This window comes from Vibrio scophthalmi, assembly GCF_040869025.1.
GTDB classification, from domain to species: Bacteria; Pseudomonadota; Gammaproteobacteria; order Enterobacterales; family Vibrionaceae; genus Vibrio; species Vibrio scophthalmi.
In genome coordinates this window covers 988,978-1,011,612 of sequence record NZ_CP134271.1, presented here as the reverse complement: position 1 = coordinate 1,011,612, position 22,635 = coordinate 988,978, and the positions used below count along the sequence as shown (strand labels likewise).

Sequence of the window (22,635 nt, the reverse complement as noted above, 5' to 3'; positions counted from 1 at the left end):
CTATGGCAAACCCACATGCCGACAGATTAAAGCAGTTTCTTGTCGCTAGTGGCATTCACGATCAAGCTGTATTGGATGCGATCTATCATCTGCCACGTGAGAGCTTTGTCTCTCAGGCTATGATCCATCAGGCTTATGATAATAATGCTTTACCAATCGGTCATGGACAGACCATTTCTCAGCCATACATCGTGGCTAAGATGACAGAGACCATTGAACTGAAAAGAGACAGCAAGGTCTTAGAGGTAGGCACCGGCTCTGGTTATCAAACCGCCGTATTGGCTCAACTGGTCGATCACGTTTACTCTATTGAGCGCATTAAGGCACTACAATGGGATGCGAAACGACGTTTAAAGCAACTTGATATTTACAATGTCTCAACCAAGCATGGTGACGGTTGGCAAGGATGGGCAGCGAAAGCGCCTTTTGACGCCATTATTGTTACCGCTGCGGCTGACTCGATTCCATCGGTATTACTTGAGCAGCTTAATGAGGGAGGCATTATGGTGATTCCGGTTGGTGTTGATGAACAGCAACTATTAAAAATTACTCGTCGCGATGGCGAGTTCCAGTCTGAAGTAATTGAAATGGTACGCTTTGTTCCATTAATTGCAGGTGATCTCGCTTAATCATGTTTGTTAAGTCTAATTCATTATTGATGTTTGCATTAGGTAGCGCACTAGTTGGGTGTGCTGCTCATTCCCCTGCGCCAGTATCAAGCTTGAATAAAGATTATGATGCAATTTCGCGTGGAAGTTACCGTGGTAGCTACTATGAAGTGGAGCGTGGAGATACACTCTATTTTATCGCCTACGTCACTAATAAAGATGTAAATGAGATTGTACGTTTCAATAACTTGCAAGCGCCGTACACAATTTACCCCGGACAAAAACTCAAGTTGTGGCAGCCAGCTTACAATCCCCCTTCTTATGGTAAAAGCAGTGCTGTTGTCGCTACCAGCTCAGTCGCTGTGGGCGCTGCCGCAGTAACGGCGGCCAAGCCATCAGTGGCGAGTAAAAACTCTAATCAACAAGTTGCGTCAACTAAGCCTCCCGCTAAGAAACCGGTAGCACAAAAAACGGCCTCTAAAGGGGTTGAACAATCTAAACCAAAGGAGTATGTTGGCTCTAAAGGTAAACAAAGTGTTAACAAAAATGTCAATTCAACGACATCAGCTAACGTTAAAGTTACCAAATGGTTATGGCCAACCAAGGGGAGGGTAATTAAGAATTTTTCAGCTGGTGACCAAGGAAATAAAGGTATTGATATCGCAGGACAGCGAGGCCAAGCCATCACATCAACCGCCGCGGGATCAGTTGTCTATTCAGGTAATGCTCTACGAGGTTATGGCAATCTCGTAATAATAAAACATAACGATAAATATTTAAGCGCATATGCGCACAACGATAAGTTGCTAGTACACGAAGGACAAAGTGTAAAAGCAGGACAAAAAATCGCAACAATGGGTAGTTCGGGTACCAATAGTGTTCGCTTGCACTTTGAAATACGCTACCAAGGTAAGTCGGTGAATCCAAAACGCTACTTACCATAAACTTGACTTGCAAATAGTAAAAAATTAGCGGCATAGGATGTTTAAAATGTCTTGCTAACTCGCCATGGGGAGGCGCTATGAGTATGAGCAATACAGCAACAAAAGTTGAAGAATTTGATCTCAATAACATGGAAACGTTAGAGGTTGAAGCACAAACCGCAAAAAAATCCGCATCAGCTAATGCAGCTGCGAAAGAAGAGTATGAGGTCTCGAATAAGAGCCTTGATGCGACGCAGCTTTACCTTGGCGAAATCGGCTTTTCACCACTACTTACCGCAGAAGAAGAAGTGCTTTATGCTCGCCGTACCTTGCGTGGTGATGAAGCAGCGCGTAAACGTATGATCGAAAGTAACCTGCGTTTGGTGGTGAAGATTTCTCGTCGTTACAGCAATCGTGGTCTTGCACTGCTTGATTTGATTGAAGAAGGTAACTTAGGTCTGATCCGAGCGGTTGAAAAATTTGATCCAGAGCGTGGCTTCCGTTTTTCAACGTATGCTACTTGGTGGATTCGTCAAACCATTGAACGTGCGTTGATGAACCAAACCCGCACAATTCGTCTACCGATTCACGTCGTTAAAGAGCTGAATATTTATCTGCGTACCGCTCGCGAGCTTTCACAAAAGCTTGACCATGAGCCAACGGCAGAAGAGATTGCAATTCAATTAGATAAGCCAGTTGATGATGTGAGTAAAATGCTACGCCTGAATGAGCGTATTAGTTCGGTTGATACCCCAATTGGTGGTGATGGTGAAAAAGCACTGTTGGACATTATTCCTGATGTGAAGCATTCAGATCCTGAAGTATCAACACAAGATGATGATATTAAGGATTCATTGATTAATTGGCTTGATGAGTTAAACCCTAAGCAAAAAGAAGTTTTAGCGCGCCGTTTTGGTCTGCTTGGGTATGAACCATCAACACTTGAAGAAGTGGGACGCGAGATTAATCTAACACGTGAGCGTGTGCGTCAGATTCAAGTAGAAGGTCTACGTCGTTTACGTGAAATCTTGATTAAACAAGGTTTGAGCATGGAAAACCTGTTCAGCGTCGAAGACGACTAACGTTCATTTTAACTGCTTCATTTTTACTGCGTAGTGGCAGTAGCCGTTGCAGCCATGATAGTTGAAAAATAGATAATAAAAACGCCTTGGCTAGCCAAGGCGTTTTTTTATATTCGTCTATTTAGTGGCAGAAAACTCAGTGGCAGAAAATGCGCTTGTTTCAAAAAATTACTTACGATGCCTTTGATAGTGCGGGGGAGACTTTCACCAGCTTAATGCGGTTCTCTTCAATTTTGATGATTTCCATTGGATGCCCAGCGACTTGCACACTTAAATGGCTTTCAGGAATATCTTCTAAATGTTCCAGAATTAATCCATTCAATGTCCGCGGGCCATTGGTCGGCAGTTTCCATTTTAGTCCTTTGTTGATATCGCGAATGTTGGCACTGCCATTAATTAAAAAGCTGCCATCTTCTTGTGGGGCGATCTCTTCCGATAAACTTGGTGTCATTGAGGTAGTAAACTCACCGACGATCTCTTCCAAGATATCTTCTAAGGTAACCAAGCCAATGATGTCACCATATTCGTCAACGATAAGCCCAATGCGCTGCTTATTACGTTGAAACTTGAGTAGTTGAACGTTGAGTGGTGTGCTTTCTGGGATGTAGTAGACCTCATCAGCCGCACGCAATAGCGTCTCTTTATCAAACACATTCTTCTCTAACATGATGCGCGAAGCTTCACGTAGGCGCAGCATCCCAACCACTTCATCAATTTGGTCTCGGTATAACACAATGCGACCGTGTGGAGAGTGGGTCAATTGGCGCACGATGGATTTCCAATCATCATTGACATCGATACCGGTGATTTCGTTGCGTGGCACCATGATGTCATTCACGGTAACGTGCTCTAGGTCGAGAATTGAAACCAGCATGTCTTGGTGACGACGAGGAATAAGACTACCTGCTTCATTAACCACCGTGCGCAGTTCTTCAGAACTTAAGTGGTCATCGCCGTCGTGACTAACCTTAATCCCCATCAAACGAATAAAGCCATTGGTAATGAAATTGACAAAAATCACCACTGGTGAGAGTAGCTTCATCAGAATTGTCAGGACAATACTGCTGGCATACGAGACGCGCTCAGGATACAGCGCCGCCAAGGTTTTAGGGGTGACTTCGGCAAAGACTAGAATGGTCAACGTTAGTGCGCCAGTCGCGATCGCAACGCCCAAATTGCCGTAGAGGCGCATGCCTAAAATGGTGGCAATCGCGGAAGCAAGAATATTAACGAGGTTGTTACCAATAAGGATAAGACCGATTAAGCGATCAGGGCGATCAAGCAGCTTCTCGACACGGCGGGCGCCTTTATGACCACTGTTGGATAGATGCTTGAGGCGGTATCGGTTCAGGGACATCATGCCCGTTTCTGAACCTGAAAAATAACCTGATATAACAATAAGACACGCGAGTAGCGCAAATAAGATACCCGTTGATATGTCGTTCAAAACGCTTTGTTTCCTTGTGAAGTCTTGGCTAATTTATGACCTAACTGAAGCGTGAAGTCAATTTCAAATACAGTATGCCGTACCTGATGGTGGTAATAAAAAAGCACACTGAGTGTGCTTGATTAGATTTAGTTGAGAATAATCTCGCGGACAAAACGGCTGCCAAAATAGGCTAACGTTAAGATTGTCGCGCCAGCAACTGCAAACCAAGTGACTTTTTTTCCTCGCCAACCTCTTTGGTAATGTCCCCAAAGCAGTACCGAGTAAATCACCCAAGCGATAAAAGAGAGCACGCCTTTGTGCGCTTTGCCTTGTGCAATCATATCGTGCACAAAGCTGAAACCAGTCACCAAAGTGGCTGTGAGCAGCAAGTTACCAATCAAAATGATTTTGAATAACTGACGTTCTATCAGCAGCAGCGGTGGAACGTTGGGGTTGATGGCGAAGGCTTTCTTCGCTTTCAGCTTGTTATCCAACCAAGCTAATTGGAGTGCGTAGAGCGCAGCAATGGTTAACGTGGAGTATGAGAACAGCGCGAGCGAAATGTGGATCAATAATTTCGGGTCGTTCTCAAAATGCGTCATGTATGAGCTTGGCAAGAAAGTTGCCGCACATAAATTAATGGCAGAGAAACTATAAACAACCGGCAATAGGAACCAGATGCGAGTTTTCAGCATTGCCACACTCATGACGAGCGAAACAATAAAGCTAATTAATGAGGCCACATTGAGAATGCTGAGGTTTTGACCATAACTGGAGAAAATAAGGTCGCTGAGAGACCAGGCATGAAAAAACAGCGCTAGCAAAGCACTGATTAAAACAGTTTTGGCGCGTATCCCCGTTTGTTGAACAAGGCCGGGAATGATAGTCGCGATGGCTAATACATAGAGTATTGCTGCGCTTACAGCGATTAAGTTATCCATTACTCTCAATTAAGCTGGTCGATTTTTAACAAATTATACCTTGCATCTATCGCTTGAGCCATGGCTTATATCAGGTCAATTGTGAGAGATGAGATATCAATTTCTAATCGGCTAGTGCCAAGCTAGGGTTGGCTAAGGTATACTCACAGTAATATGTCGCCGAAATTAGCGAAGAGTAAAGGATGTTTGAGAATTTAACGGATCGCCTATCCAAAACCCTGAAGAACATCAGTGGTAAAGGTCGTCTGACTGAAGACAATATAAAAGATACCTTACGTGAAGTCCGCATGGCATTGCTGGAAGCAGACGTTGCATTGCCAGTGGTACGTGATTTCATTCAACGTATTAAAGAAAGCGCTGTTGGTGTTGAGGTGTCTAAATCTCTTACGCCAGGCCAAGAATTTATCAAAATCGTTCAAGCTGAGCTTGAAGCGGTTATGGGTGAGTCGAACGAGGCGCTAAACCTTGCTGCTCAACCGCCAGCAGTCATCTTGATGGCCGGCCTACAAGGTGCGGGTAAAACCACCTCTGTTGGTAAACTATCAAAACTGCTTAAAGAGCGTGAGAAGAAGAAAGTACTGGTTGTTTCTGCCGACGTTTATCGCCCAGCGGCGATTAAACAGCTAGAAACACTCGCGACCGATATCGGTGTTGATTTCTTCCCGTCTTCACCAGATCAGAAGCCACTTGATATTGCCAATGCTGCCATCGATCATGCGAAGAAGAAATTCTACGATGTATTGATTGTCGATACGGCAGGTCGTTTGGCGGTTGATGAAGTGATGATGGCGGAAATCCAAGATCTTCACGCGGCAATTACGCCTGTTGAAACCCTATTCGTTGTTGATGCAATGACCGGTCAAGATGCGGCGAATACAGCGAAAGCGTTTGGTGATGCTATTCCACTAACCGGTGTTATCTTGACGAAAGTTGATGGTGATGCTCGTGGCGGTGCGGCATTATCGGTTCGTCATATCACAGGTAAACCAATCAAGTTCTTGGGTGTGGGTGAGAAGACCGACGCACTAGAACCATTCCATCCTGATCGCGTGGCATCACGTATCTTGGGCATGGGTGACGTACTGTCACTGATTGAAGATCTGCAACGCAATGTCGACACTGAGAAAGCCGAAAAGCTAGCGAAAAAATTCAAAGAGAAGAAAGGCTTCGATTTGGAGGATTTCCGTGAGCAGCTTGGTCAGATGCAAAACATGGGCGGCATGATGGGCATGATGGATAAGCTGCCAGGTATGAGCAACTTACCCGCCAACGTCAAAGATAAAGTTGATGACAAAATGTTCCACCAGATGGAAGCGATCATTAACTCGATGACGATGAAAGAGCGTCAACGTCCTGAACTGATCAAAGGTTCACGTAAAAAACGTATCGCAGCCGGTTCGGGTACACAAGTACAAGATGTAAACCGTCTGCTGAAACAGTTCACTCAGATGCAGAAGATGATGAAAAAAATGCAGAAGGGTGGCATGAAAGGCATGATGCGTAACATGCAAGGTATGATGGGCGGCGGCATGGGTGGTGGTTTTAACCCGTTTGGTCGTTAATCATACAAACACAAATGAAGTTTCAAGGTGTTAGCTGAATCACATACTTATTTCCCAATTTGTGGTGGTGAAAAAATAGCTAAACACCTTGCATTGCTCCTGAATAAGAGTAAAATTCCGGAGCTTTATTTTGGCACGAGACCCCAAACTGTTTAATAAATTAGACGGTTATTGGGGTTAATTTTATTTTTGAGAAAGCAAAGAGGACGACATGGTTACCATTCGTTTGGCACGTCACGGCGCTAAAAAGCGTCCATTTTACCAAATCGTAGTTGCGGATAGCCGTAACGCTTCAACTGGCCGTTTCATCGAGAAAGTAGGTTTCTTTAACCCTACTGCTCAAGGTCAAGAAGAAGGTCTACGTCTAGACCTAGATCGCGTTAACCACTGGGTTGGTCAAGGCGCATCTCTATCTGACCGCGTAGCTAAGCTAGTTAAAGACGCTCAAAAAGCGGCTTAATTCTTTTTTATAGAGAAATAGCTTATGTCGATGAAGGGTGAAGAAACTATGAGTGAGCAAGATAACAGAATCATTGTGGGTAAACTTGGGTCTACCTATGGTATTCGTGGCTGGCTTAAAGTTTTCTCCTACACAGACAATGCTGAAAGTATTTTCGATTATAGCCCTTGGTTTTTAAACCAAAAAGGCGAATGGGTTGAGTACAAAGTAGAAAGCTGGAAACGTCATGGCCAAGGCTATGTATGTAAACTAGAAGGGTTGGATGTTCGTGAAAACGCGCAACTGCTAACCAACTTTGAAATTGCTATTGACCCAGCGGTACTTCCTGAACTGTCAGAAGAAGAATTCTACTGGCGCGAATTGTTTGGTATGCAAGTAGTAACCACTAAAGGTTACGATCTAGGTGTTGTTACCGACATGCTAGAAACTGGCTCAAACGATGTTCTGGTTGTTAAAGCTAATCTAAAAGATGCTTTCGGACAAAAGGAACGATTAATCCCGTTTCTTGAAGAGCAAGTGATCATCAAAGTTGATCGCGAAGCTCAACGGATCGAAGTTGACTGGGATCCTGGATTCTAATTCCAAAACTACAGAGCGAGAGAACACATGTGGGTTGGCATAATTAGCCTTTTTCCTGAAATGTTCCGTTCTGTTACTGATTTTGGAGTAACAGGTCAAGCGGTTAAAAAAGGTCTTTTATCGATTGAGACATGGAATCCTCGTGATTTCACTCAAGATAAACATCGCACTGTTGATGATAGACCTTACGGTGGTGGTCCAGGGATGTTGATGATGGTTCAGCCTTTGCGCGATGCCATTCAATCAGCAAAACAGGCATCACCGGGAAAGACGAAAGTGATTTACCTATCACCTCAAGGTCGCAAGCTCGACCAAACTGGGGTTGAAGAGTTGGCAACGAACGAGAACTTGCTTCTTATTTGTGGCCGCTATGAAGGGGTAGATGAGCGCATCATTCAATCTGAAGTCGACGAAGAATGGTCGATTGGTGATTTTGTGATGACGGGTGGTGAGATACCAGCCATGACGTTAATTGACTCAGTATCAAGGTTCATCCCTGGTGTACTTGGAGACTTTGCGTCAGCAGAAGAAGATTCTTTTGCAAATGGCCTGTTAGATTGCCCTCACTATACGCGCCCTGAAGTATTGGATGGCAAAGAAGTACCTGCGGTACTGATGTCAGGCAATCATAAGGACATTCGTCGCTGGCGATTAATGCAATCGCTAGGCCGTACTTGGCTAAGAAGACCAGAGCTCCTGGAAAACCTAGCTCTGACTGACGAACAGGAACAATTACTGGCTGAATTCATCAAAGCGCATCGCGCCGGTGAAAAGTAAGCAGTAACCTATTTTATTAAGTATCAGTTTATTCTAGGAATTTATTAAAATGAGTAACATCATCAAGGCTCTTGAAGAAGAGCAACTAAAAACAGGCCTACCTAAATTCGCACCAGGTGACACTGTTGTTGTACAAGTTAAGGTAAAAGAAGGTGATCGTGAGCGTCTACAGGCTTTTGAAGGCGTTGTAATCGCAATCCGTAACCGTGGTCTACACTCTGCTTTCACTGTTCGTAAGATCTCTAACGGTGAAGGTGTTGAGCGTGCGTTCCAAACTCACTCTCCAGTTGTTGATAGCATTGAAGTTAAACGCCGTGGTGCAGTACGTCGTGCCAAGTTGTACTACCTACGTGAACGTTCTGGTAAGTCTGCTCGTATTAAAGAGAAACTTACTAAGAAGTAATGCTATAACTAGCGTTCTCATAGTATTAGCGGAGACCATTTGGTCTCCGCTTTTTTTTACAATAATGAACGCCTTGCTACGAGAGTCTAGAACGCTGCGCTATAGAACTCGAGATGCGAAAATAAAAAAGGTTGACGCAGAACGCCAACCCTTAAAAATACTTCTCGCTTCTCGCTTCTCGCTTCTCGCTTCTCGCTTCTCGCTCTAGTACTGATCCTCAGACCAACCGTCGCTGTCAGACATATCTGGTGCGCCAGCAATGCTGTTTTCTTCATCTGCCCATTCACCAAAATCAATCATCTGGCATTGCTTGCTGCAAAATGGACGGTGCGGGCTTTGCTCACCCCAAACGACTTCAGTGCCACATTGTGGGCATGGAACTTTAGTAATTTTAGTCATAAATAGTATTCGTACAGTAAAGATTATCGCCAGTATAGCAACTAACGTTGTAGAGGTAAGCTGGGGATGTGTTGCTTAGCAGCAAACTGCCAGCTCAAATGCCACATCACCGGCAAAAGCTTGGCCTGATTTAAACTCGATGAATTTGATCGCGAAACGGTTTTTATGCCCAGAGATCATTGGGTAAACACCATATTGCATTGGGATATTTAAGCGTAAGATATTCGCTTCTTCCGCATCGCTTTGATAAAAGCCGTTGTGTGCTTGCTGAGTAATAAAGCGGCCTGTTTCACGTGTAAGTTTAAGCCACAGCTGCAACGCATTAGATAACGCACCGAGAGACTCCATCCAGTTACTGGCATCGGCTTGTTTCTCTTGATTAGAAAGATGCAGCCAATGGTGCAGCGCTGGCAAGTCAAAACAGCATGCGCCACCGGGCAAATTAAAACGTTGGCGAATGGCACTGAGAAAACGGTCTTCTTTCAAGCGTTGACCAAAACGCTCTGCCGCCATTAATTGGCTATGTACTTGATCGACTTCTTGCAGGATCTCTTGCAAGGTGTTTTGGTCAACACCATCGAAATTGAGCCAGTTACGGTAAGTCTGTCGCTGCTTCTCAATATCTTTAGCTAATTCACTTTTCAGCTGAATTTGTTCGAAGATTTCCAACAGGTCAAATAAGGCGCGGAAGAAATTAAGGTGCTGCAAATCGTCACTGAATTTTGCGGACACATCGAGCTGATGTAACAGCGCCTCTACACGAAGGTAGATGCGAGTTTTCTCGTTCAGCGGGTGTTCAAAGTAGTGAGTGGTCATTTACATGCAGCCCTGAAATTTTGTCGCTTTATTCTCACCGATTTTCCCTACACATTTCTAGGTACTTTTTATGTAATTCTGTGATTTGGTACAAAAGTTGTTGGTTTTTTGAGTGGTTTTTAATCACGTCATCGGCAATCGCTAAGCGTTGCGCTCTTGTTGCTTGAGAATTAACAATCGATTGAGCTTGTTGCTGTGATATGCCATCACGCAACATGGTGCGTTCAATTTGGCTACTTTCATCGACATCGACCACCAAAACCCGGTTGGCGAGTGTTTGCAGATTATTCTCCGCCATCAAAGGGATCACCAGCAAAGCATAAGGAGTGGTGGTGTTATCAAGCTGCTCGATCATTCTTTGGCGGATCATCGGATGCAATAGCGCATCTAGCCACTGTTTTTCGTTCGGATCAGCAAAAATGATGTCGCGCAGCTGCGCGCGATTGAGAGTGCCATCATCCAATAAAATTGCAGCACCATAACGTTGGACGATTTGTTTGAGACCAGCACTTTCTGGCTCAACCACCTCACGGGCGACGATGTCAGCATCGACAATATCAATACCGAATTGTTGCTGGAAAAGGTTGGCAACAGTGGTTTTTCCGCTCGCAATGCCGCCGGTCAGGCCAATCACAAAAGGCATCGAATTACGCTCCTAGTAGAAAACGGTAGTAGCCATGGAGGATCTGCTCCCCCCATAACATTGCGATCCAACCAGCGATGGCTAAGTAAGGACCAAATGGAAACGCTTTATCAATGCCTTTGCTCTGTAGACGTAATTGAATAAGCCCAAACACCAATCCCACCAAAGATGAGACTAAGATGATCATCGGCAGGTACTGCCAGCCAAGCCAGGCGCCTAGCGCGGCAAGCAATTTAAAATCACCGTAACCCATACCTTCTTTTTTGGTGATGAGTTTGAAAGCCCAGTAGACACTCCATAGGCACAAATAGCCGGCCATGGCGCCAATGACCGAATTTTGCAAGCTCACTGGACTGATGCCAAACAGGGCTAAGGCAATGCCGCTCCACATTAGTGGTAGAGTCAGGCTATCAGGCAGCAACATGGTATCAAGATCGATAAACGTCGCTGCGACTAAAACGAAGGTAAAAAACAGCAGCGCGATAGTGAAGTAACTGGCGGGTAAGGTGGTGGCAACCAGCAAGCACAAGCCCCCCGTGAGCAACTCGATCAGAGGGTAGCGAGCACTGATTTTGCTTTGGCAGTTGTGGCATTTGCCTTTTAGCAGTAGCCAGCTGATAACAGGAATGTTATCGATGGCGCGAATCTGGGTATGGCAACTCGGGCAAGCTGATCGTGGGACGCTGAGGTTAAATGTCTCTTGTGGAACTTCAATTTTGTATTCGGGAAAACTTTCTGCACAATCGTGACGCCACTCGCGCTCCATCATAATCGGTAAGCGGTAGATGACCACATTGAGAAAGCTGCCAACGATAAGACCAAACACCGTCGCAAGAAGTGGGAAGAGCCAAGGGTAATAAACGAACAGTTCCATAGATAACTCATTAAGTGCTTTAAGGCGATGGCTGATACGCAAGTTGCATCGAGATCTGTCGTGTAGAGATCTATAGTGACTTGAGTAATTTTATAAGCTGCTATCTTAGCCTATAACGTTCATTAAATTAAATATTGGTAAGTAGATAGCGATAACGAGGCTACCTACCACGATACTGAGAAAAATGATAATGGCCGGTTCAATTATTTTGCCAAGGTTATCAACGGTGTCATCGATTTCTTTTTCATAGATGGTCGCGATCTTAATCAGCATCTCATCAAGCTTACCTGCCTCTTCGCCAATCATCAGCATTTGCAATGGCATTTCAGGAAAAGTATCGCTGTCGCGCATGGCGAGATAAAACGGCATGCCTGCTGCGGTATCTTTTAGCACTCGTTCAAGAGCCGCTTGGTAATAGAGCTGATTGGTGGTTTTCGCGGCTGATTTCAAACAAGACAATATTGGAATGCCAGCCGAAAAGCTGGTGGCCATGGTGCGACTGAACTTAGCGATTGCCGCCTTACTGATGATTGGGCCGATGAGAGGGAGGCGCAAACTGGTTCGGCTCAAGTAGATCCGGCAGCGAGACGAACGTGCTTGAGCCCATTTGCAGAGCAGTAGAGAACTGACCATGCTTATGGCGATCGTTCCGCCCTGTTCACGAGCAAAGTAGGACAGCGATAATACTTGTTGAGTAAACCAAGGCAGTTCAGCGCCAAAGCTTTGGAACATACTATCAAATTCAGGAATGACGATGGTTAACATCACCCAACTGACGGCCAAAGCGGTGAGTAAAACGATAGAAGGGTAGATCATTGCTTTGATTACTTTGGCTTTGAGGTGCTCAGATTTTTCACGGTGTTCGGCGATACGGGAAAACACTTGGTTGAGCTGTCCTGTCGCTTCCCCCGTCGCGACAAGATCGATATAAAGAGAATCAAACTGATGCGTTGCTTTTAAGGCCTGGCTGAGAGGAAGGCCTGCTTCAACTTGGCTGGTTATCGTTAGGAGTAGGGCGAGCATTCCGGATTTTTTGCTGTTGTCGTTGACCAGTTTGAGCGCTTGAACGAGCGGAATTCCAGTATCGAGAATGGTGGCTAATTGGCGGGTAAGTAAGGTGATCTCTTTGGGCTTAACCGTTTCGAGTTGGCGCTGAAGCCAAGAAAGTTTGTGTGAGGTTAACTGATTGATGCGGATCTTTTGTTGCTTTAATCGCTGACGAACATCGCTCTCACGGAATGCCAAGTATTTACCCGTGACACGCCGACCCACAGAGTTGGTTCCCTTCCAGCGATAGATTTTCAACCGCTGCTGTGATTTTTTATTCATAGTGTTAGAGGTGATTTATTTCAGTTAAGAGGGCCACAGCTTGTCAGAGTCCGCTAGCCAAATAGCAACACGCGTTGTAATTCTTGGCGACTGGTTTTGCCAGCGTTGAGTGCGGCAATACCGGATTGTTGTAAGCTCATCATGCCTTCATTTTTGGCGAGCGTTTCAATCTCAATGGCAGTCGCGCATTGCAATATCGCTTGTTGCAGTTTGGCGTTTATTGGCAGTACTTCAAACAAGCCTATTCGGCCTTGATAACCCTGATTACATTGAGTACAACCGTGCTGATTGGCTTGATACTGCTGATCAGTGACGGGTCCGAGTAAATCGTCCTTAGCATCGATGTTTCGTTTTGCTGGCTCTTTGCAATGCGCGCAGAGTTTTCTGACTAAGCGCTGGGCCATCACCAGCGTCAGTGAGGCGGCAAGATCATAAGTTTTAATCCCCATACTCGCTAAACGAACGATGGTGTCAGCTGCGGAGTTGGTGTGCAAAGTGGAAAGAACCAAGTGGCCCGTTTGTGACGCTTTGATCGCAATGTCAGCGGTTTCAACATCACGAATTTCGCCGACCATAACAATATCTGGATCTTGACGAAGAAAAGATCGCAGTGCGCAAGCGAAGTCGAAGCCGATTTGCGGTTGAATTTGGACTTGATTGATACCGCTGAGATTGATCTCTACTGGATCTTCTGCGGTGGCAATATTGACTTGCGTCGTGTTAAGAAGATTTAGCCCACTATAGAGTGAGATGGTTTTACCGCTGCCTGTTGGGCCAGTAAACAATATCAGCCCTTGTGGTTGTTTGAGTGCTTTTAAGTAGTGCTGTTTTTGCTGGTGGCTATAGCCGAGTCGGTCAATATCAAGCAGGTTGATACCGCTTTCCAATAATCGCAGCACCACCTTTTCACCCCATAAAGTGGGTAGCGTCGAGATTCGCATATCCACGGCGCTATCAGCATTTAGCTTCACCTTGCTTCTGCCATCTTGCGGTCGTCGACGTTCAGCGATATCTAAGTTGGCTAATATTTTCAACCGTGTGGAGAGGCGGCGGCCAAGTTGAGAAGCTGGCTGGTGGCTTTCTACGAGTAGTCCGTCGCAGCGTAGGCGAATCCGGTAATGCTTTTCATACGGTTCAAAATGAATATCAGAAGCCCCTTTGCGTATCGCCTCGAGTAATATCTGATGAATGTAGCGACTGACGGGGGCGTCATCTAGGCTCAAATCTTCTTCTCGACCAAACTCCTCTTCGCTGACATTCACTAGCTGTGCCAGTTCGAGGGCATTGATCTCTTTCTTCGCGGTTGTGGTGGATTGAAGGCTTCGGCCATAGAGGGCATAAATGGCCTTCTTGATAGCATTGTAGTCAGTCACCACTAATTCAATCTGCAATCCAGTCGCAAAACGAAACTCGTCTTCAATCACATCCAGTGTCGGATCGACCACTGCCAGCGTGAGCGTGCCATTGGTTTTGGCAAGTGGTAATGAAAGGTGTTTTTGGATCAGTGTACTCAACCCCAGTTCTTCACAAACCGTACGATACTCATAGTGAGCAATATTAACCTGTGGCAGTTTGAATAATTGGCTTACCACAGCGGCTAATTTATCTGCGCTAATGAATTCTAGTATCGACGGATCAAAGCCAGAAGGATGGTTTGAGGTAAAAGGTGGCTGGCCTACTTGCGTGTGAGCAAGTAGGCCTTGTTGAGAAAGCAGCGTCGCTAAATGATGACTCATTAATCTGGACAGTAGGCGCTTTGTGCATTGCCACCGGCGTCTGTACAACTGGCCGCCCAAGTAATGCCCTGATCGCTGTACGTCGCGCTGAGAATGAACTCTTCCCCAGATTTCACCGGGCCTTTATCGCTTGTTGCTTGAGCGATCACTTGTATTGCGCCAGAGACATTCGTCGCGGTAACACTGATGTTGTTGATTGCCGCGCTTGGTACATGTCCTGCACTAGTGCTGCAGTTAGTGGCAAACGTGCTGGTACTTGAGGCTTTTTCCAGTGCGCACATTTCAACGGCTAGCTTTACTGGGGCGGCGATGGTAGGAAACTCCGCCATGGTCGCTTTCTTGGTGTAGTCTTGATAGGCAGGAACCGCGAACACCGCCAATATAGCGACAATCGCCATGACGACCATTAATTCAATAAGAGTGAAACCGCGTTGAGAGCGAGTTAACGTATTGTTCATGTGAAGCTCCATTTTGATTGTGAGGCAGGCGCTAGATTGGCCGAGGAAATGAACAAAGAGAAATGCAGTGACGGGAATTCCGAGCAACGAAGGCGAGTGTAGACTGGTTGTTACAAGGTGTTTTCGTTCTGTTTTGAAACCCATCGCTATCACTAATGACTTTGCCAAGGTTACAAATGGGGTAGGAATAAATAAAAATGCCGCGATGTTACTCGCGGCATTGTGGTTATTGATTACTTAGCACTGAATCATGAAAACGATGCTATAGCATTTTCTTTAAACGATAGAGTGCCTCTAACGCTTGGCGTGGTGTTAGATCATCAGGATCGATATTGGCCAGCGCCTCTTCTACTTCGCTCGGTTCAGGAATTAGGCTGAGTTGATTAGCAATATCAACCGCACTACTAACAGGCATTGAAGTGTTACTTGCTACACTCAATTGTTCCAATTGGGTCAATTTGGTGCGTGCTTGTTTGATCACCGCTTTCGGTACACCGGCAAGCCCTGCAACGGCGAGGCCATACGATTTACTCGCCGCACCTTCTTGAACTGCGTGCATGAAGGCAATACTGTCGCCATGCTCAACCGCATCCAAATGGACATTGGCAAGATGAGGGATCTGGTTCGGCAACTCAGTGAGCTCAAAGTAGTGCGTGGCAAATAAGGTTAACGCGCCAATTTGCTTGGCAAGAAATTCTGCACTCGCCCACGCAAGTGATAGACCATCGTAGGTACTGGTACCGCGGCCAATTTCATCCATCAATACTAAACTGCGTTCAGTCGCATTGTGTAGGATGTTAGCGGTTTCAGTCATCTCCACCATAAAGGTTGAACGGCCGGAAGCAAGATCATCTGATGCGCCAATACGAGTGAAAATACGATCAATCAAACCAATCTGAGCACTTTCGGCCGGTACGTAAGAGCCAATGTGTGCCATCAATGCAATCAAAGCGGTTTGGCGCATGTAAGTTGATTTACCCCCCATGTTCGGGCCGGTGACGATCAGCATTTTTCGCGAAGCATTTAGCGCAACAGGGTTAGCGATAAACGGCTCGTCCATCACTTGCTCAACCACAGGATGGCGACCGCCGAGAATATTGATCCCCGGTTGTGTGGTCAACGTTGGTCGACAGTAATCTAAGCTATCAGCACGCTCGGCTAAGTTTTGCAGTACATCAAGTTGAGAGACTGCAGAGGCCAAGTTTTGAAGCGGCTCTAAATGCGGCATTAAGAGATCAAACAGCTCTTCCCAAAGTTTTTTCTCAATCGATAGGGCTTTTGATTTTGAACTCAGTACCTTGTCTTCATGCTCTTTTAATTCGGGAATGATATAGCGCTCGGCATTTTTCAGCGTTTGGCGACGCACATAGTGTGCTGGTACAAGGTGGCTTTGTCCTCGGCTGACTTGAATAAAGAAGCCGTGTACCGCGTTGTAGCCAACTTTGAGTGTCTCAATGCCATGTCGCTCACGCTCTTCACGCTCGAGTTTATCGAGGTACTCGGTCGCGCCATCAGCTAAATCACGCCACTCATCAAGCTCAGCGCTATAACCGGAGGCAATCACGCCACCTTCTCGAATCACGACGGGTGGATTTTCTTTAACCGCACGCTCTAGTAAATCACAAACGTCATCAATCGGTGCTGCGTATTGTGCCAGTTTGGCAAGGTAAGGGTGGTTAAGGTCGTTAATGACGGTAGCCAATTCTGGAAGTTGCTGCATTGCGTGACGCAGACGGGCAAGGTCGCGTGGGCGAGCTGAGCGTAGAGCGAGTCGCGCGAGAATACGTTCAATATCGCCAATCTGTTTAAGCACCGGCAGTAGATCGCCAAACAGGCTCAAATCTTTAATTTCACTGATCGCATCAAGGCGTTGATTGAGCGTATCGGCGCAGCGCATTGGCTGGTGTAACCAACGTTTGAGCATTCGGCTACCCATAGGCGTCGCCGTTTTATCCAGCACTTCTGCGAGAGTGTTAGTTAAGCCGCCAGCAAGGTTATGAGTGATCTCTAGGTTGCGGCGAGTCGCGGCATCCAGAATCACGGAGTGATCTTGTCGGTCGAAAGTCAGTGAACGAATATGTGGCAGCGCCGTACGTTGGGTATCTTTAACGTATTGAATCAAACAGCCTGCGGCACATAAGCCTAAAGTGGCATTCTCCACACCAAAGCCAACCAAATCGCGCGTGCCAAACTGTTGGTTTAACTGCTGCTTCGCTGTATCAATCTCAAACTCCCATACAGGACGACGTCGATTACCCGTGCGCGAAGCCATCAAGTACACCGCGTCAAAATCTTCCGGGAACAGCAGTTCGCGAGGGGAGGTGCGCTGAAGTTCGGCTGCCATTGCTTCTTCAGTTTCTGGCTCGGTTAGCTGGAAACGACCAGACGTAATATCGAGTGTCGCATAGCCAAACTTATCATTGTGTTGATAGATAGCGGCAATCAAGTTGTCGACGCGCTCAGACAATAGTGCTTCATCAGTCACGGTGCCTGGTGTAACGATACGTACCACTTTGCGTTCAACAGGCCCTTTGCTGGTGGCTGGATCGCCAATTTGCTCACAGATAGCAACGGATTCGCCCAGTTGAACCAGCTTAGCAAGGTAGCCTTCTACGGCATGGTAAGGCACGCCAGCCATTGGAATGGGTTCACCTGCAGAAGCGCCGCGTTTAGTCAGCGAGATATCCAGTAATTGCGAAGCGCGCTTGGCGTCATCATAAAAAAGCTCATAAAAGTCACCCATACGATAGAACAACATGATCTCAGGATTTTCGGCTTTCAACTTAAGATATTGCTGCATCATTGGGGTGTGTTTTTGTTCGGCTTTCACGGCTAACTTCTTTCGTTTATGACAATTGCGGCTTAGGATACGTCAATCGATCTCAAGCGAAAAGTCACAATCAGGATTTTGAATATGGAATCACATCAAATATTGAGTACCGAGCTGAGTAGATTACTGGCGAAACATCACCAAGTGCTTGCTACTGCAGAATCGTGTACAGGCGGTGGTGTTGCCACTGCAGTAACCGACATTGCGGGTAGCTCAGCATGGTTTGATCGCGCATTTATCACTTATAGCAATGAAGCTAAGATGGAAATGTTGGCAGTGCACGCCGAAACGTTGCAACAATACGGCGCGGTTAGCGAATCGGTAGTGTTAGAAATGGTGGCTGGCGCACTTAAGTATTCAAATGCCACCATCGCGGTATCGATCAGCGGAATTGCAGGGCCTGGTGGTGGCAGTGAAGAGAAGCCTGTGGGGACGGTCTGTTTTGCTTGGGCTGATACCAAGGGTTGGCAAGTGGTCGAAACGGTGTGTTTTGGTGGGGATCGCCATACCGTGCGCTCACAAGCAGTTGAATACGCGTTAAAAACACTGTGTGACTATTTGGCAGAACATTGATAAAAGTTGAGTCGAAGATCATGATTTCGCGACTACGAGTTTAAAATTGTTGTTAGATCAGTACTCTATCGAGCGAAATCAAAAAAAAGTCACACAGCTATAGACACTGTATGAATCAACAGTATAATGACACTCATTGACTGTTCAGTGTCACTGGACAGGACTCAACAAAAATTTTTATTCATCGGTGATGATGGGTAGTTTGGAGAAAGTGATGGACGAGAACAAACAGAAGGCGCTCGCCGCTGCGCTAGGTCAGATTGAAAAGCAATTTGGTAAAGGCTCAATCATGCGCCTTGGTGATAACCGTACAATGGATGTTGAAACTATCTCTACTGGTTCACTTTCTCTAGATATCGCATTGGGTGCTGGTGGCTTACCAATGGGTCGTATCGTTGAAGTTTACGGTCCAGAATCTTCAGGTAAGACGACGTTAACACTAGAACTGATTGCGGCTGCGCAACGTGTAGGTAAAACCTGTGCGTTTATTGATGCTGAGCACGCACTTGATCCTATCTATGCGAAGAAGCTAGGTGTTGATATCGATGCTCTGTTAGTTTCTCAGCCTGATACGGGTGAGCAAGCGCTAGAAATCTGTGATGCACTTGCACGTTCAGGTGCGATTGATGTGTTGGTTGTCGATTCAGTAGCAGCTCTAACACCAAAAGCAGAAATCGAAGGTGAGATGGGCGACAGCCACATGGGTCTGCAAGCTCGTATGCTTTCCCAAGCGATGCGCAAGCTAACCGGTAACCTTAAGCAGTCAAACTGTATGTGTATCTTCATCAACCAAATCCGTATGAAGATTGGTGTGATGTTTGGTAACCCAGAAACCACAACCGGTGGTAACGCGCTGAAATTCTACGCTTCTGTTCGTCTTGATATCCGTCGTACGGGTTCGATCAAAGATGGTGACGAAGTGGTGGGTAACGAAACACGCATTAAAGTGGTTAAGAACAAGATCGCAGCACCATTTAAACAAGCTGAAACACAGATTCTTTATGGCCAAGGCTTTAACCGTGAAGGTGAGTTGGTTGACCTAGGTGTAAAACACAAGCTGATTGAAAAAGCGGGTGCATGGTACAGCTACAATGGTGACAAAATCGGCCAAGGTAAAGCGAACGCGTGTAAGTACCTAAAAGAGAATACTGAAGCGGCGCAAACCATCGATAGCAAACTACGTGAAATGCTATTGACCCCAGCTCAACCAGAAGAGCCAGAAGTTGGCGAAATGCCACAAGAAGAAGAGTTCTAAACCCTTAACAATAATCGTTGAGAAAACACAGTTTAGACACTCACTTTAGAGTCATCAAAGCCCTGCTCATTGAGTGGGGCTTTTTGTTACTGGTAGACAAATCATATTCTCGGCTTACACCGAAAAATCGGTGTGCGTTTTATGACAATCTTTTTAAGATGAAATCCGCATTGAGATCAGTAAGTGAGAGTATTGAACCTAATAGATTGTTTTAGTAGCAATTGACGCACTTTTCCCCATCAGGTCAGAAAAACGCCACAAAAACCCCACAAATAGAGCAATGGCGAAACTAGCATCTAGTGCTTGCTTATGTGTACAATACAGCAAAATTCTATCTCGACTATTTTCAGGAAGAGCTGCATGTACATGAGCACAGATGAGGTTCGTAACGCGTTCCTTAAGTTCTTTGAGAGCAAAGGACACCAAATCGTAGAAAGTTCATCGTTAGTACCGCATAACGACCCAACCCTGCTTTTCACTAACGCAGGTATGAACCAATTTAAAGATTGTTTCTTAGGTTTAGAAAAACGCGCCTACACTCGAGCGACTACGGCTCAACGCTGTGTACGTGCTGGTGGTAAACACAACGATCTAGAAAACGTTGGTTTTACCGCTCGCCACCACACTTTCTTTGAAATGCTAGGTAACTTTAGTTTTGGTGATTACTTCAAAGAAGACGCGATTGCGTTTGCTTGGGAATTCCTGACTGAAACCCTTCAGCTACCAAAAGATCGTCTATTGGTGACTATTTACGAAACCGATGATGAAGCCTTTGACATCTGGAACCAGAAAGTTGGTATTCCTGCCGATCGTATTATTCGTATCGGCGATAAGAAAGGTGGTAAGCCATTTGAGTCAGATAACTTCTGGCAAATGGGTGATACTGGTCCTTGTGGCCCATGTACTGAAATCTTCTACGATCACGGTGATCACATTTGGGGTGGCCGTCCAGGTACGCCTGAAGAAGATGGCGACCGCTTCATCGAGATCTGGAATAACGTATTTATGCAGTTCAACCGTCAAGCTGACGGCACAATGGAACCGCTACCAAAACCATCGGTTGATACCGGTATGGGTATTGAGCGTATTTCTGCAATCATGCAGGGCGTTCATTCAAACTACGAAATCGACGTATTCCAAGCATTGATTAAAGCAACGGCTGAACTGATTGGTTGTGAAGACCTTTCTAACCAATCGCTACGTGTTATTGCTGACCACATCCGTTCATGTTCATTCCTGATCGTTGATGGCGTAATGCCTTCAAATGAAGGTCGTGGCTACGTACTGCGTCGTATTATTCGTCGTGCCGTTCGTCACGGTAACAAGATTGGCGCACAAGGTGTGTTCTTCCACAAACTGGTTGGTGTACTTGCTGAGATTATGGGTACGGCTGGTGAAGAACTGAAACGTCAACAAGCGTTGGTTGAGAAAGTACTACGTATCGAAGAAGAGAACTTCGGACGCACTCTTGAACGTGGCATGGCAATTCTAAACGAAGCGTTAGATAACCTTGACGGTAGCGTACTAGACGGTGAAACCGTATTTAAACTTTACGATACTTATGGCTTCCCAGCTGACCTGACTAACGACGTTGCACGTGAACGTGAATTCGCGATTGACGAAGAAGGTTTTGAAAAAGCGATGGAAGAGCAGCGTCAACGTGCTCGTGAAGCAGGCCAATTCGGTACTGACTACAACGCGGCAATTAAGACTGACGTTGAAACAGAATTCTCTGGTTACACTGGCACTGAAGGTGAAAGTGTTATCGCGGCATTGTTTGTTGAAGGCAATGAAGTGGATTCACTGTCGGCAGGTGACAAAGCGATCATCATTCTTGAAGAGACGCCATTCTACGCAGAATCAGGCGGTCAATCAGGTGATGCAGGCGTACTGAAAACTGAATCAGGTTTGTTCACTGTTGAAGATACGCAAAAGCTAGGCAATGCGATCGCTCACCACGGTGTATTGGCAGAAGGCGTGTTCGCTAAAGGCGATAAAGCGCATGCGATGGTTGATGCGGTTCGTCGTACAGCGATTACATTAAACCACTCTGCTACGCACCTATTACACGCAGCGCTACGCAAAGTGTTGGGTGAGCACGTAACGCAGAAAGGCTCACTAGTAAAAGCAGACAACCTACGTTTTGACTTTTCACACCTTGAAGGCGTAACCGCGGCAGAGCTTAAAGAAGTTGAGCGTATCGTGAATGCGCAAGTACGTCGCAACCACGACATTGAAACCAACGTAATGGATATTGAGTCTGCGAAACAAAAAGGCGCAATGGCATTGTTTGGTGAGAAGTACGATGACGAAGTTCGTGTACTTTCAATGGGTGAGTTTTCAACTGAGCTTTGTGGTGGTATCCACGCGGCTAACACAGGTGACATCGGCCTATTCAAGATCACTTCTGAAGGTGGTATTGCAGCAGGTATCCGCCGTATTGAAGCGGTCACTGGTGAAGCGGCTCTGGATGTGATCGAAGCGCAAACTGCTAAATACGAAGAAAAATTGGCAGAAGCAGCAAACAAAGCGAAATCGCTAGAGAAAGAAATTCAACAGTTGAAAGACAAGTTGGCTTCTCAAGCAAGCGCAAGCTTAACTGACCAAGTGAAAGACATCGCTGGTGTGAAAGTATTGATTGCTCAGCTAGATGGTGCTGACAACAAAGCACTGCGTGGCATGGTCGATGAACTGAAAAACCAAATGGGCAGTGGCATCATTATGTTGGGTAACGTTGCTGATGATAAAGTTGGCTTGATTGCCGGTGTAACCAAAGATTTAGTCGGTAAAGTAAAAGCGGGCGAATTGGTTAACATGGTGGCGCAGCAAGTTGGCGGTAAAGGCGGCGGTCGTCCTGATATGGCGCAAGCGGGTGGTACTGATGCTGCGGCTCTACCAGCGGCACTAGCGACAGTCGATGCTTGGATTGCAGAGCGACTATAAACCATAAAATTGAAA

Annotated in this window: 21 protein-coding genes; 11 read left to right on the top strand and 10 right to left on the bottom strand. The window is 46.0% G+C overall.

Annotated features, from left to right (window positions below; genetic code table 11):
* Positions 1-2 precede the first annotated feature (2 nt).
* The 3 genes from RJD38_RS04485 (at position 3) to rpoS (ending at position 2,613) form a co-directional block, all read left to right on the top strand.
* Positions 3-629: a protein-L-isoaspartate(D-aspartate) O-methyltransferase gene (locus RJD38_RS04485; protein WP_009387609.1), complete on the top strand. Its 627-nt coding sequence runs from the start codon at positions 3-5 to the stop codon at positions 627-629.
* A gap of 2 nt (positions 630-631) precedes the next feature.
* Positions 632-1,552: a murein hydrolase activator NlpD gene (gene nlpD, locus RJD38_RS04480; RefSeq protein WP_005598103.1), complete on the top strand. Its 921-nt coding sequence runs from the start codon at positions 632-634 to the stop codon at positions 1,550-1,552.
* Positions 1,553-1,629: 77 nt separating this feature from the next.
* The gene (gene rpoS, locus RJD38_RS04475; protein WP_065544998.1) at positions 1,630-2,613 is read left to right on the top strand and encodes an RNA polymerase sigma factor RpoS; all 984 of its coding nucleotides are present in this window, start codon (positions 1,630-1,632) and stop codon (positions 2,611-2,613) included.
* 172 nt (positions 2,614-2,785) lie between these two features.
* On the opposite strand, the gene RJD38_RS04470 is transcribed toward rpoS, so the two are convergent.
* Entirely contained in the window at positions 2,786-4,060 is a 1,275-nt protein-coding gene (locus RJD38_RS04470) for an HlyC/CorC family transporter (protein ID WP_065544999.1), read from the bottom strand.
* Between the two features lie 128 nt (positions 4,061-4,188).
* Positions 4,189-4,983: a cytochrome C assembly family protein gene (locus RJD38_RS04465; protein ID WP_005593965.1), complete on the bottom strand. Its 795-nt coding sequence runs from the start codon at positions 4,981-4,983 to the stop codon at positions 4,189-4,191.
* 182 nt (positions 4,984-5,165) lie between these two features.
* Here RJD38_RS04465 and ffh point away from each other — a divergent pair, with 182 nt between their 5' ends.
* The 5 genes from ffh to rplS all read left to right on the top strand — a co-directional run bounded on the left by ffh (position 5,166) and on the right by rplS (position 8,764).
* Positions 5,166-6,545 carry a signal recognition particle protein gene (gene ffh, locus RJD38_RS04460; protein WP_005593966.1) on the top strand — a complete coding sequence of 460 codons (1,380 nt, stop codon included), beginning with the start codon at positions 5,166-5,168 and terminating at the stop codon, positions 6,543-6,545.
* A gap of 211 nt (positions 6,546-6,756) precedes the next feature.
* Positions 6,757-7,005 carry a 30S ribosomal protein S16 gene (gene rpsP, locus RJD38_RS04455; protein WP_005593968.1) on the top strand — a complete coding sequence of 83 codons (249 nt, stop codon included), beginning with the start codon at positions 6,757-6,759 and terminating at the stop codon, positions 7,003-7,005.
* A gap of 24 nt (positions 7,006-7,029) precedes the next feature.
* Positions 7,030-7,584, top strand: coding sequence for a ribosome maturation factor RimM (gene rimM, locus RJD38_RS04450; protein ID WP_005593970.1), 555 nt, complete (start codon positions 7,030-7,032; stop codon positions 7,582-7,584).
* 27 nt (positions 7,585-7,611) lie between these two features.
* Positions 7,612-8,361, top strand: a complete 750-nt coding sequence (trmD, locus tag RJD38_RS04445; protein ID WP_005593971.1) for a tRNA (guanosine(37)-N1)-methyltransferase TrmD — start codon at positions 7,612-7,614, stop codon at positions 8,359-8,361.
* 49 nt (positions 8,362-8,410) lie between these two features.
* Positions 8,411-8,764, top strand: coding sequence for a 50S ribosomal protein L19 (gene rplS / locus RJD38_RS04440; protein WP_005593972.1), 354 nt, complete (start codon positions 8,411-8,413; stop codon positions 8,762-8,764).
* Positions 8,765-8,968: 204 nt separating this feature from the next.
* Here the strand turns inward: rplS and yacG are convergent, their stop codons facing one another.
* From yacG to mutS, 8 genes are all read right to left on the bottom strand, one after another.
* The gene (yacG, locus tag RJD38_RS04435) at positions 8,969-9,163 is read right to left on the bottom strand and encodes a DNA gyrase inhibitor YacG (protein WP_005593974.1); all 195 of its coding nucleotides are present in this window, start codon (positions 9,161-9,163) and stop codon (positions 8,969-8,971) included.
* A 75-nt stretch (positions 9,164-9,238) separates the two neighbouring features.
* Positions 9,239-9,979, bottom strand: coding sequence for a cell division protein ZapD (gene zapD, locus RJD38_RS04430; RefSeq protein ID WP_005593976.1), 741 nt, complete (start codon positions 9,977-9,979; stop codon positions 9,239-9,241).
* 34 nt (positions 9,980-10,013) lie between these two features.
* Entirely contained in the window at positions 10,014-10,622 is a 609-nt protein-coding gene (gene coaE, locus RJD38_RS04425) for a dephospho-CoA kinase (RefSeq protein ID WP_065430956.1), read from the bottom strand.
* Between the two features lie 4 nt (positions 10,623-10,626).
* The gene (locus tag RJD38_RS04420; protein WP_065545000.1) at positions 10,627-11,496 is read right to left on the bottom strand and encodes a prepilin peptidase; all 870 of its coding nucleotides are present in this window, start codon (positions 11,494-11,496) and stop codon (positions 10,627-10,629) included.
* A gap of 105 nt (positions 11,497-11,601) precedes the next feature.
* Positions 11,602-12,825, bottom strand: coding sequence for a type II secretion system F family protein (locus RJD38_RS04415; protein WP_065545001.1), 1,224 nt, complete (start codon positions 12,823-12,825; stop codon positions 11,602-11,604).
* Between the two features lie 53 nt (positions 12,826-12,878).
* A complete protein-coding gene (gene pilB / locus RJD38_RS04410) occupies positions 12,879-14,561 on the bottom strand; it encodes a type IV-A pilus assembly ATPase PilB (RefSeq protein WP_065545002.1) in 1,683 nt (560 codons plus the stop codon).
* Positions 14,561-15,019, bottom strand: a complete 459-nt coding sequence (locus RJD38_RS04405) for a pilin (protein WP_065430953.1) — start codon at positions 15,017-15,019, stop codon at positions 14,561-14,563. Before RJD38_RS04405 ends, pilB begins: the two co-directional genes overlap by 1 nt.
* A gap of 262 nt (positions 15,020-15,281) precedes the next feature.
* On the bottom strand, positions 15,282-17,849 hold the full coding sequence (gene mutS, locus RJD38_RS04400) for a DNA mismatch repair protein MutS (RefSeq protein WP_065545003.1): 2,568 nt from the start codon (positions 17,847-17,849) through the stop codon (positions 15,282-15,284).
* Between the two features lie 84 nt (positions 17,850-17,933).
* Here mutS and pncC point away from each other — a divergent pair, with 84 nt between their 5' ends.
* The 3 genes from pncC to alaS all read left to right on the top strand — a co-directional run bounded on the left by pncC (position 17,934) and on the right by alaS (position 22,620).
* Entirely contained in the window at positions 17,934-18,422 is a 489-nt protein-coding gene (gene pncC / locus RJD38_RS04395) for a nicotinamide-nucleotide amidase (RefSeq protein WP_367971403.1), read from the top strand.
* A 214-nt stretch (positions 18,423-18,636) separates the two neighbouring features.
* Positions 18,637-19,677, top strand: a complete 1,041-nt coding sequence (gene recA / locus RJD38_RS04390) for a recombinase RecA (protein WP_005593985.1) — start codon at positions 18,637-18,639, stop codon at positions 19,675-19,677.
* A 360-nt stretch (positions 19,678-20,037) separates the two neighbouring features.
* Positions 20,038-22,620, top strand: a complete 2,583-nt coding sequence (gene alaS, locus RJD38_RS04385; protein WP_005593987.1) for an alanine--tRNA ligase — start codon at positions 20,038-20,040, stop codon at positions 22,618-22,620.
* Positions 22,621-22,635: the final 15 nt, after the last annotated feature.

Excerpts from the sequence above, each read along its gene's own strand:
- RJD38_RS04485 (WP_009387609.1), top strand. The coding sequence starts at position 3 with ATGGCAAACCCACATGCCGACAGATTAAAGCAGTTTCTTGTCGCTAGT.
- nlpD (WP_005598103.1), top strand. The coding sequence starts at position 632 with ATGTTTGTTAAGTCTAATTCATTATTGATGTTTGCATTAGGTAGCGCA.
- rpoS (WP_065544998.1), top strand. The coding sequence starts at position 1,630 with ATGAGTATGAGCAATACAGCAACAAAAGTTGAAGAATTTGATCTCAAT.
- RJD38_RS04465 (WP_005593965.1), bottom strand. The coding sequence starts at position 4,983 with ATGGATAACTTAATCGCTGTAAGCGCAGCAATACTCTATGTATTAGCC.
- ffh (WP_005593966.1), top strand. The coding sequence starts at position 5,166 with ATGTTTGAGAATTTAACGGATCGCCTATCCAAAACCCTGAAGAACATC.
- rpsP (WP_005593968.1), top strand. The coding sequence starts at position 6,757 with ATGGTTACCATTCGTTTGGCACGTCACGGCGCTAAAAAGCGTCCATTT.
- rimM (WP_005593970.1), top strand. The coding sequence starts at position 7,030 with ATGTCGATGAAGGGTGAAGAAACTATGAGTGAGCAAGATAACAGAATC.
- trmD (WP_005593971.1), top strand. The coding sequence starts at position 7,612 with ATGTGGGTTGGCATAATTAGCCTTTTTCCTGAAATGTTCCGTTCTGTT.
- rplS (WP_005593972.1), top strand. The coding sequence starts at position 8,411 with ATGAGTAACATCATCAAGGCTCTTGAAGAAGAGCAACTAAAAACAGGC.
- yacG (WP_005593974.1), bottom strand. The coding sequence starts at position 9,163 with ATGACTAAAATTACTAAAGTTCCATGCCCACAATGTGGCACTGAAGTC.
- zapD (WP_005593976.1), bottom strand. The coding sequence starts at position 9,979 with ATGACCACTCACTACTTTGAACACCCGCTGAACGAGAAAACTCGCATC.
- coaE (WP_065430956.1), bottom strand. The coding sequence starts at position 10,622 with ATGCCTTTTGTGATTGGCCTGACCGGCGGCATTGCGAGCGGAAAAACC.
- RJD38_RS04420 (WP_065545000.1), bottom strand. The coding sequence starts at position 11,496 with ATGGAACTGTTCGTTTATTACCCTTGGCTCTTCCCACTTCTTGCGACG.
- RJD38_RS04415 (WP_065545001.1), bottom strand. The coding sequence starts at position 12,825 with ATGAATAAAAAATCACAGCAGCGGTTGAAAATCTATCGCTGGAAGGGA.
- pilB (WP_065545002.1), bottom strand. The coding sequence starts at position 14,561 with ATGAGTCATCATTTAGCGACGCTGCTTTCTCAACAAGGCCTACTTGCT.
- RJD38_RS04405 (WP_065430953.1), bottom strand. The coding sequence starts at position 15,019 with ATGAACAATACGTTAACTCGCTCTCAACGCGGTTTCACTCTTATTGAA.
- pncC (WP_367971403.1), top strand. The coding sequence starts at position 17,934 with ATGGAATCACATCAAATATTGAGTACCGAGCTGAGTAGATTACTGGCG.
- recA (WP_005593985.1), top strand. The coding sequence starts at position 18,637 with ATGGACGAGAACAAACAGAAGGCGCTCGCCGCTGCGCTAGGTCAGATT.
- alaS (WP_005593987.1), top strand. The coding sequence starts at position 20,038 with ATGTACATGAGCACAGATGAGGTTCGTAACGCGTTCCTTAAGTTCTTT.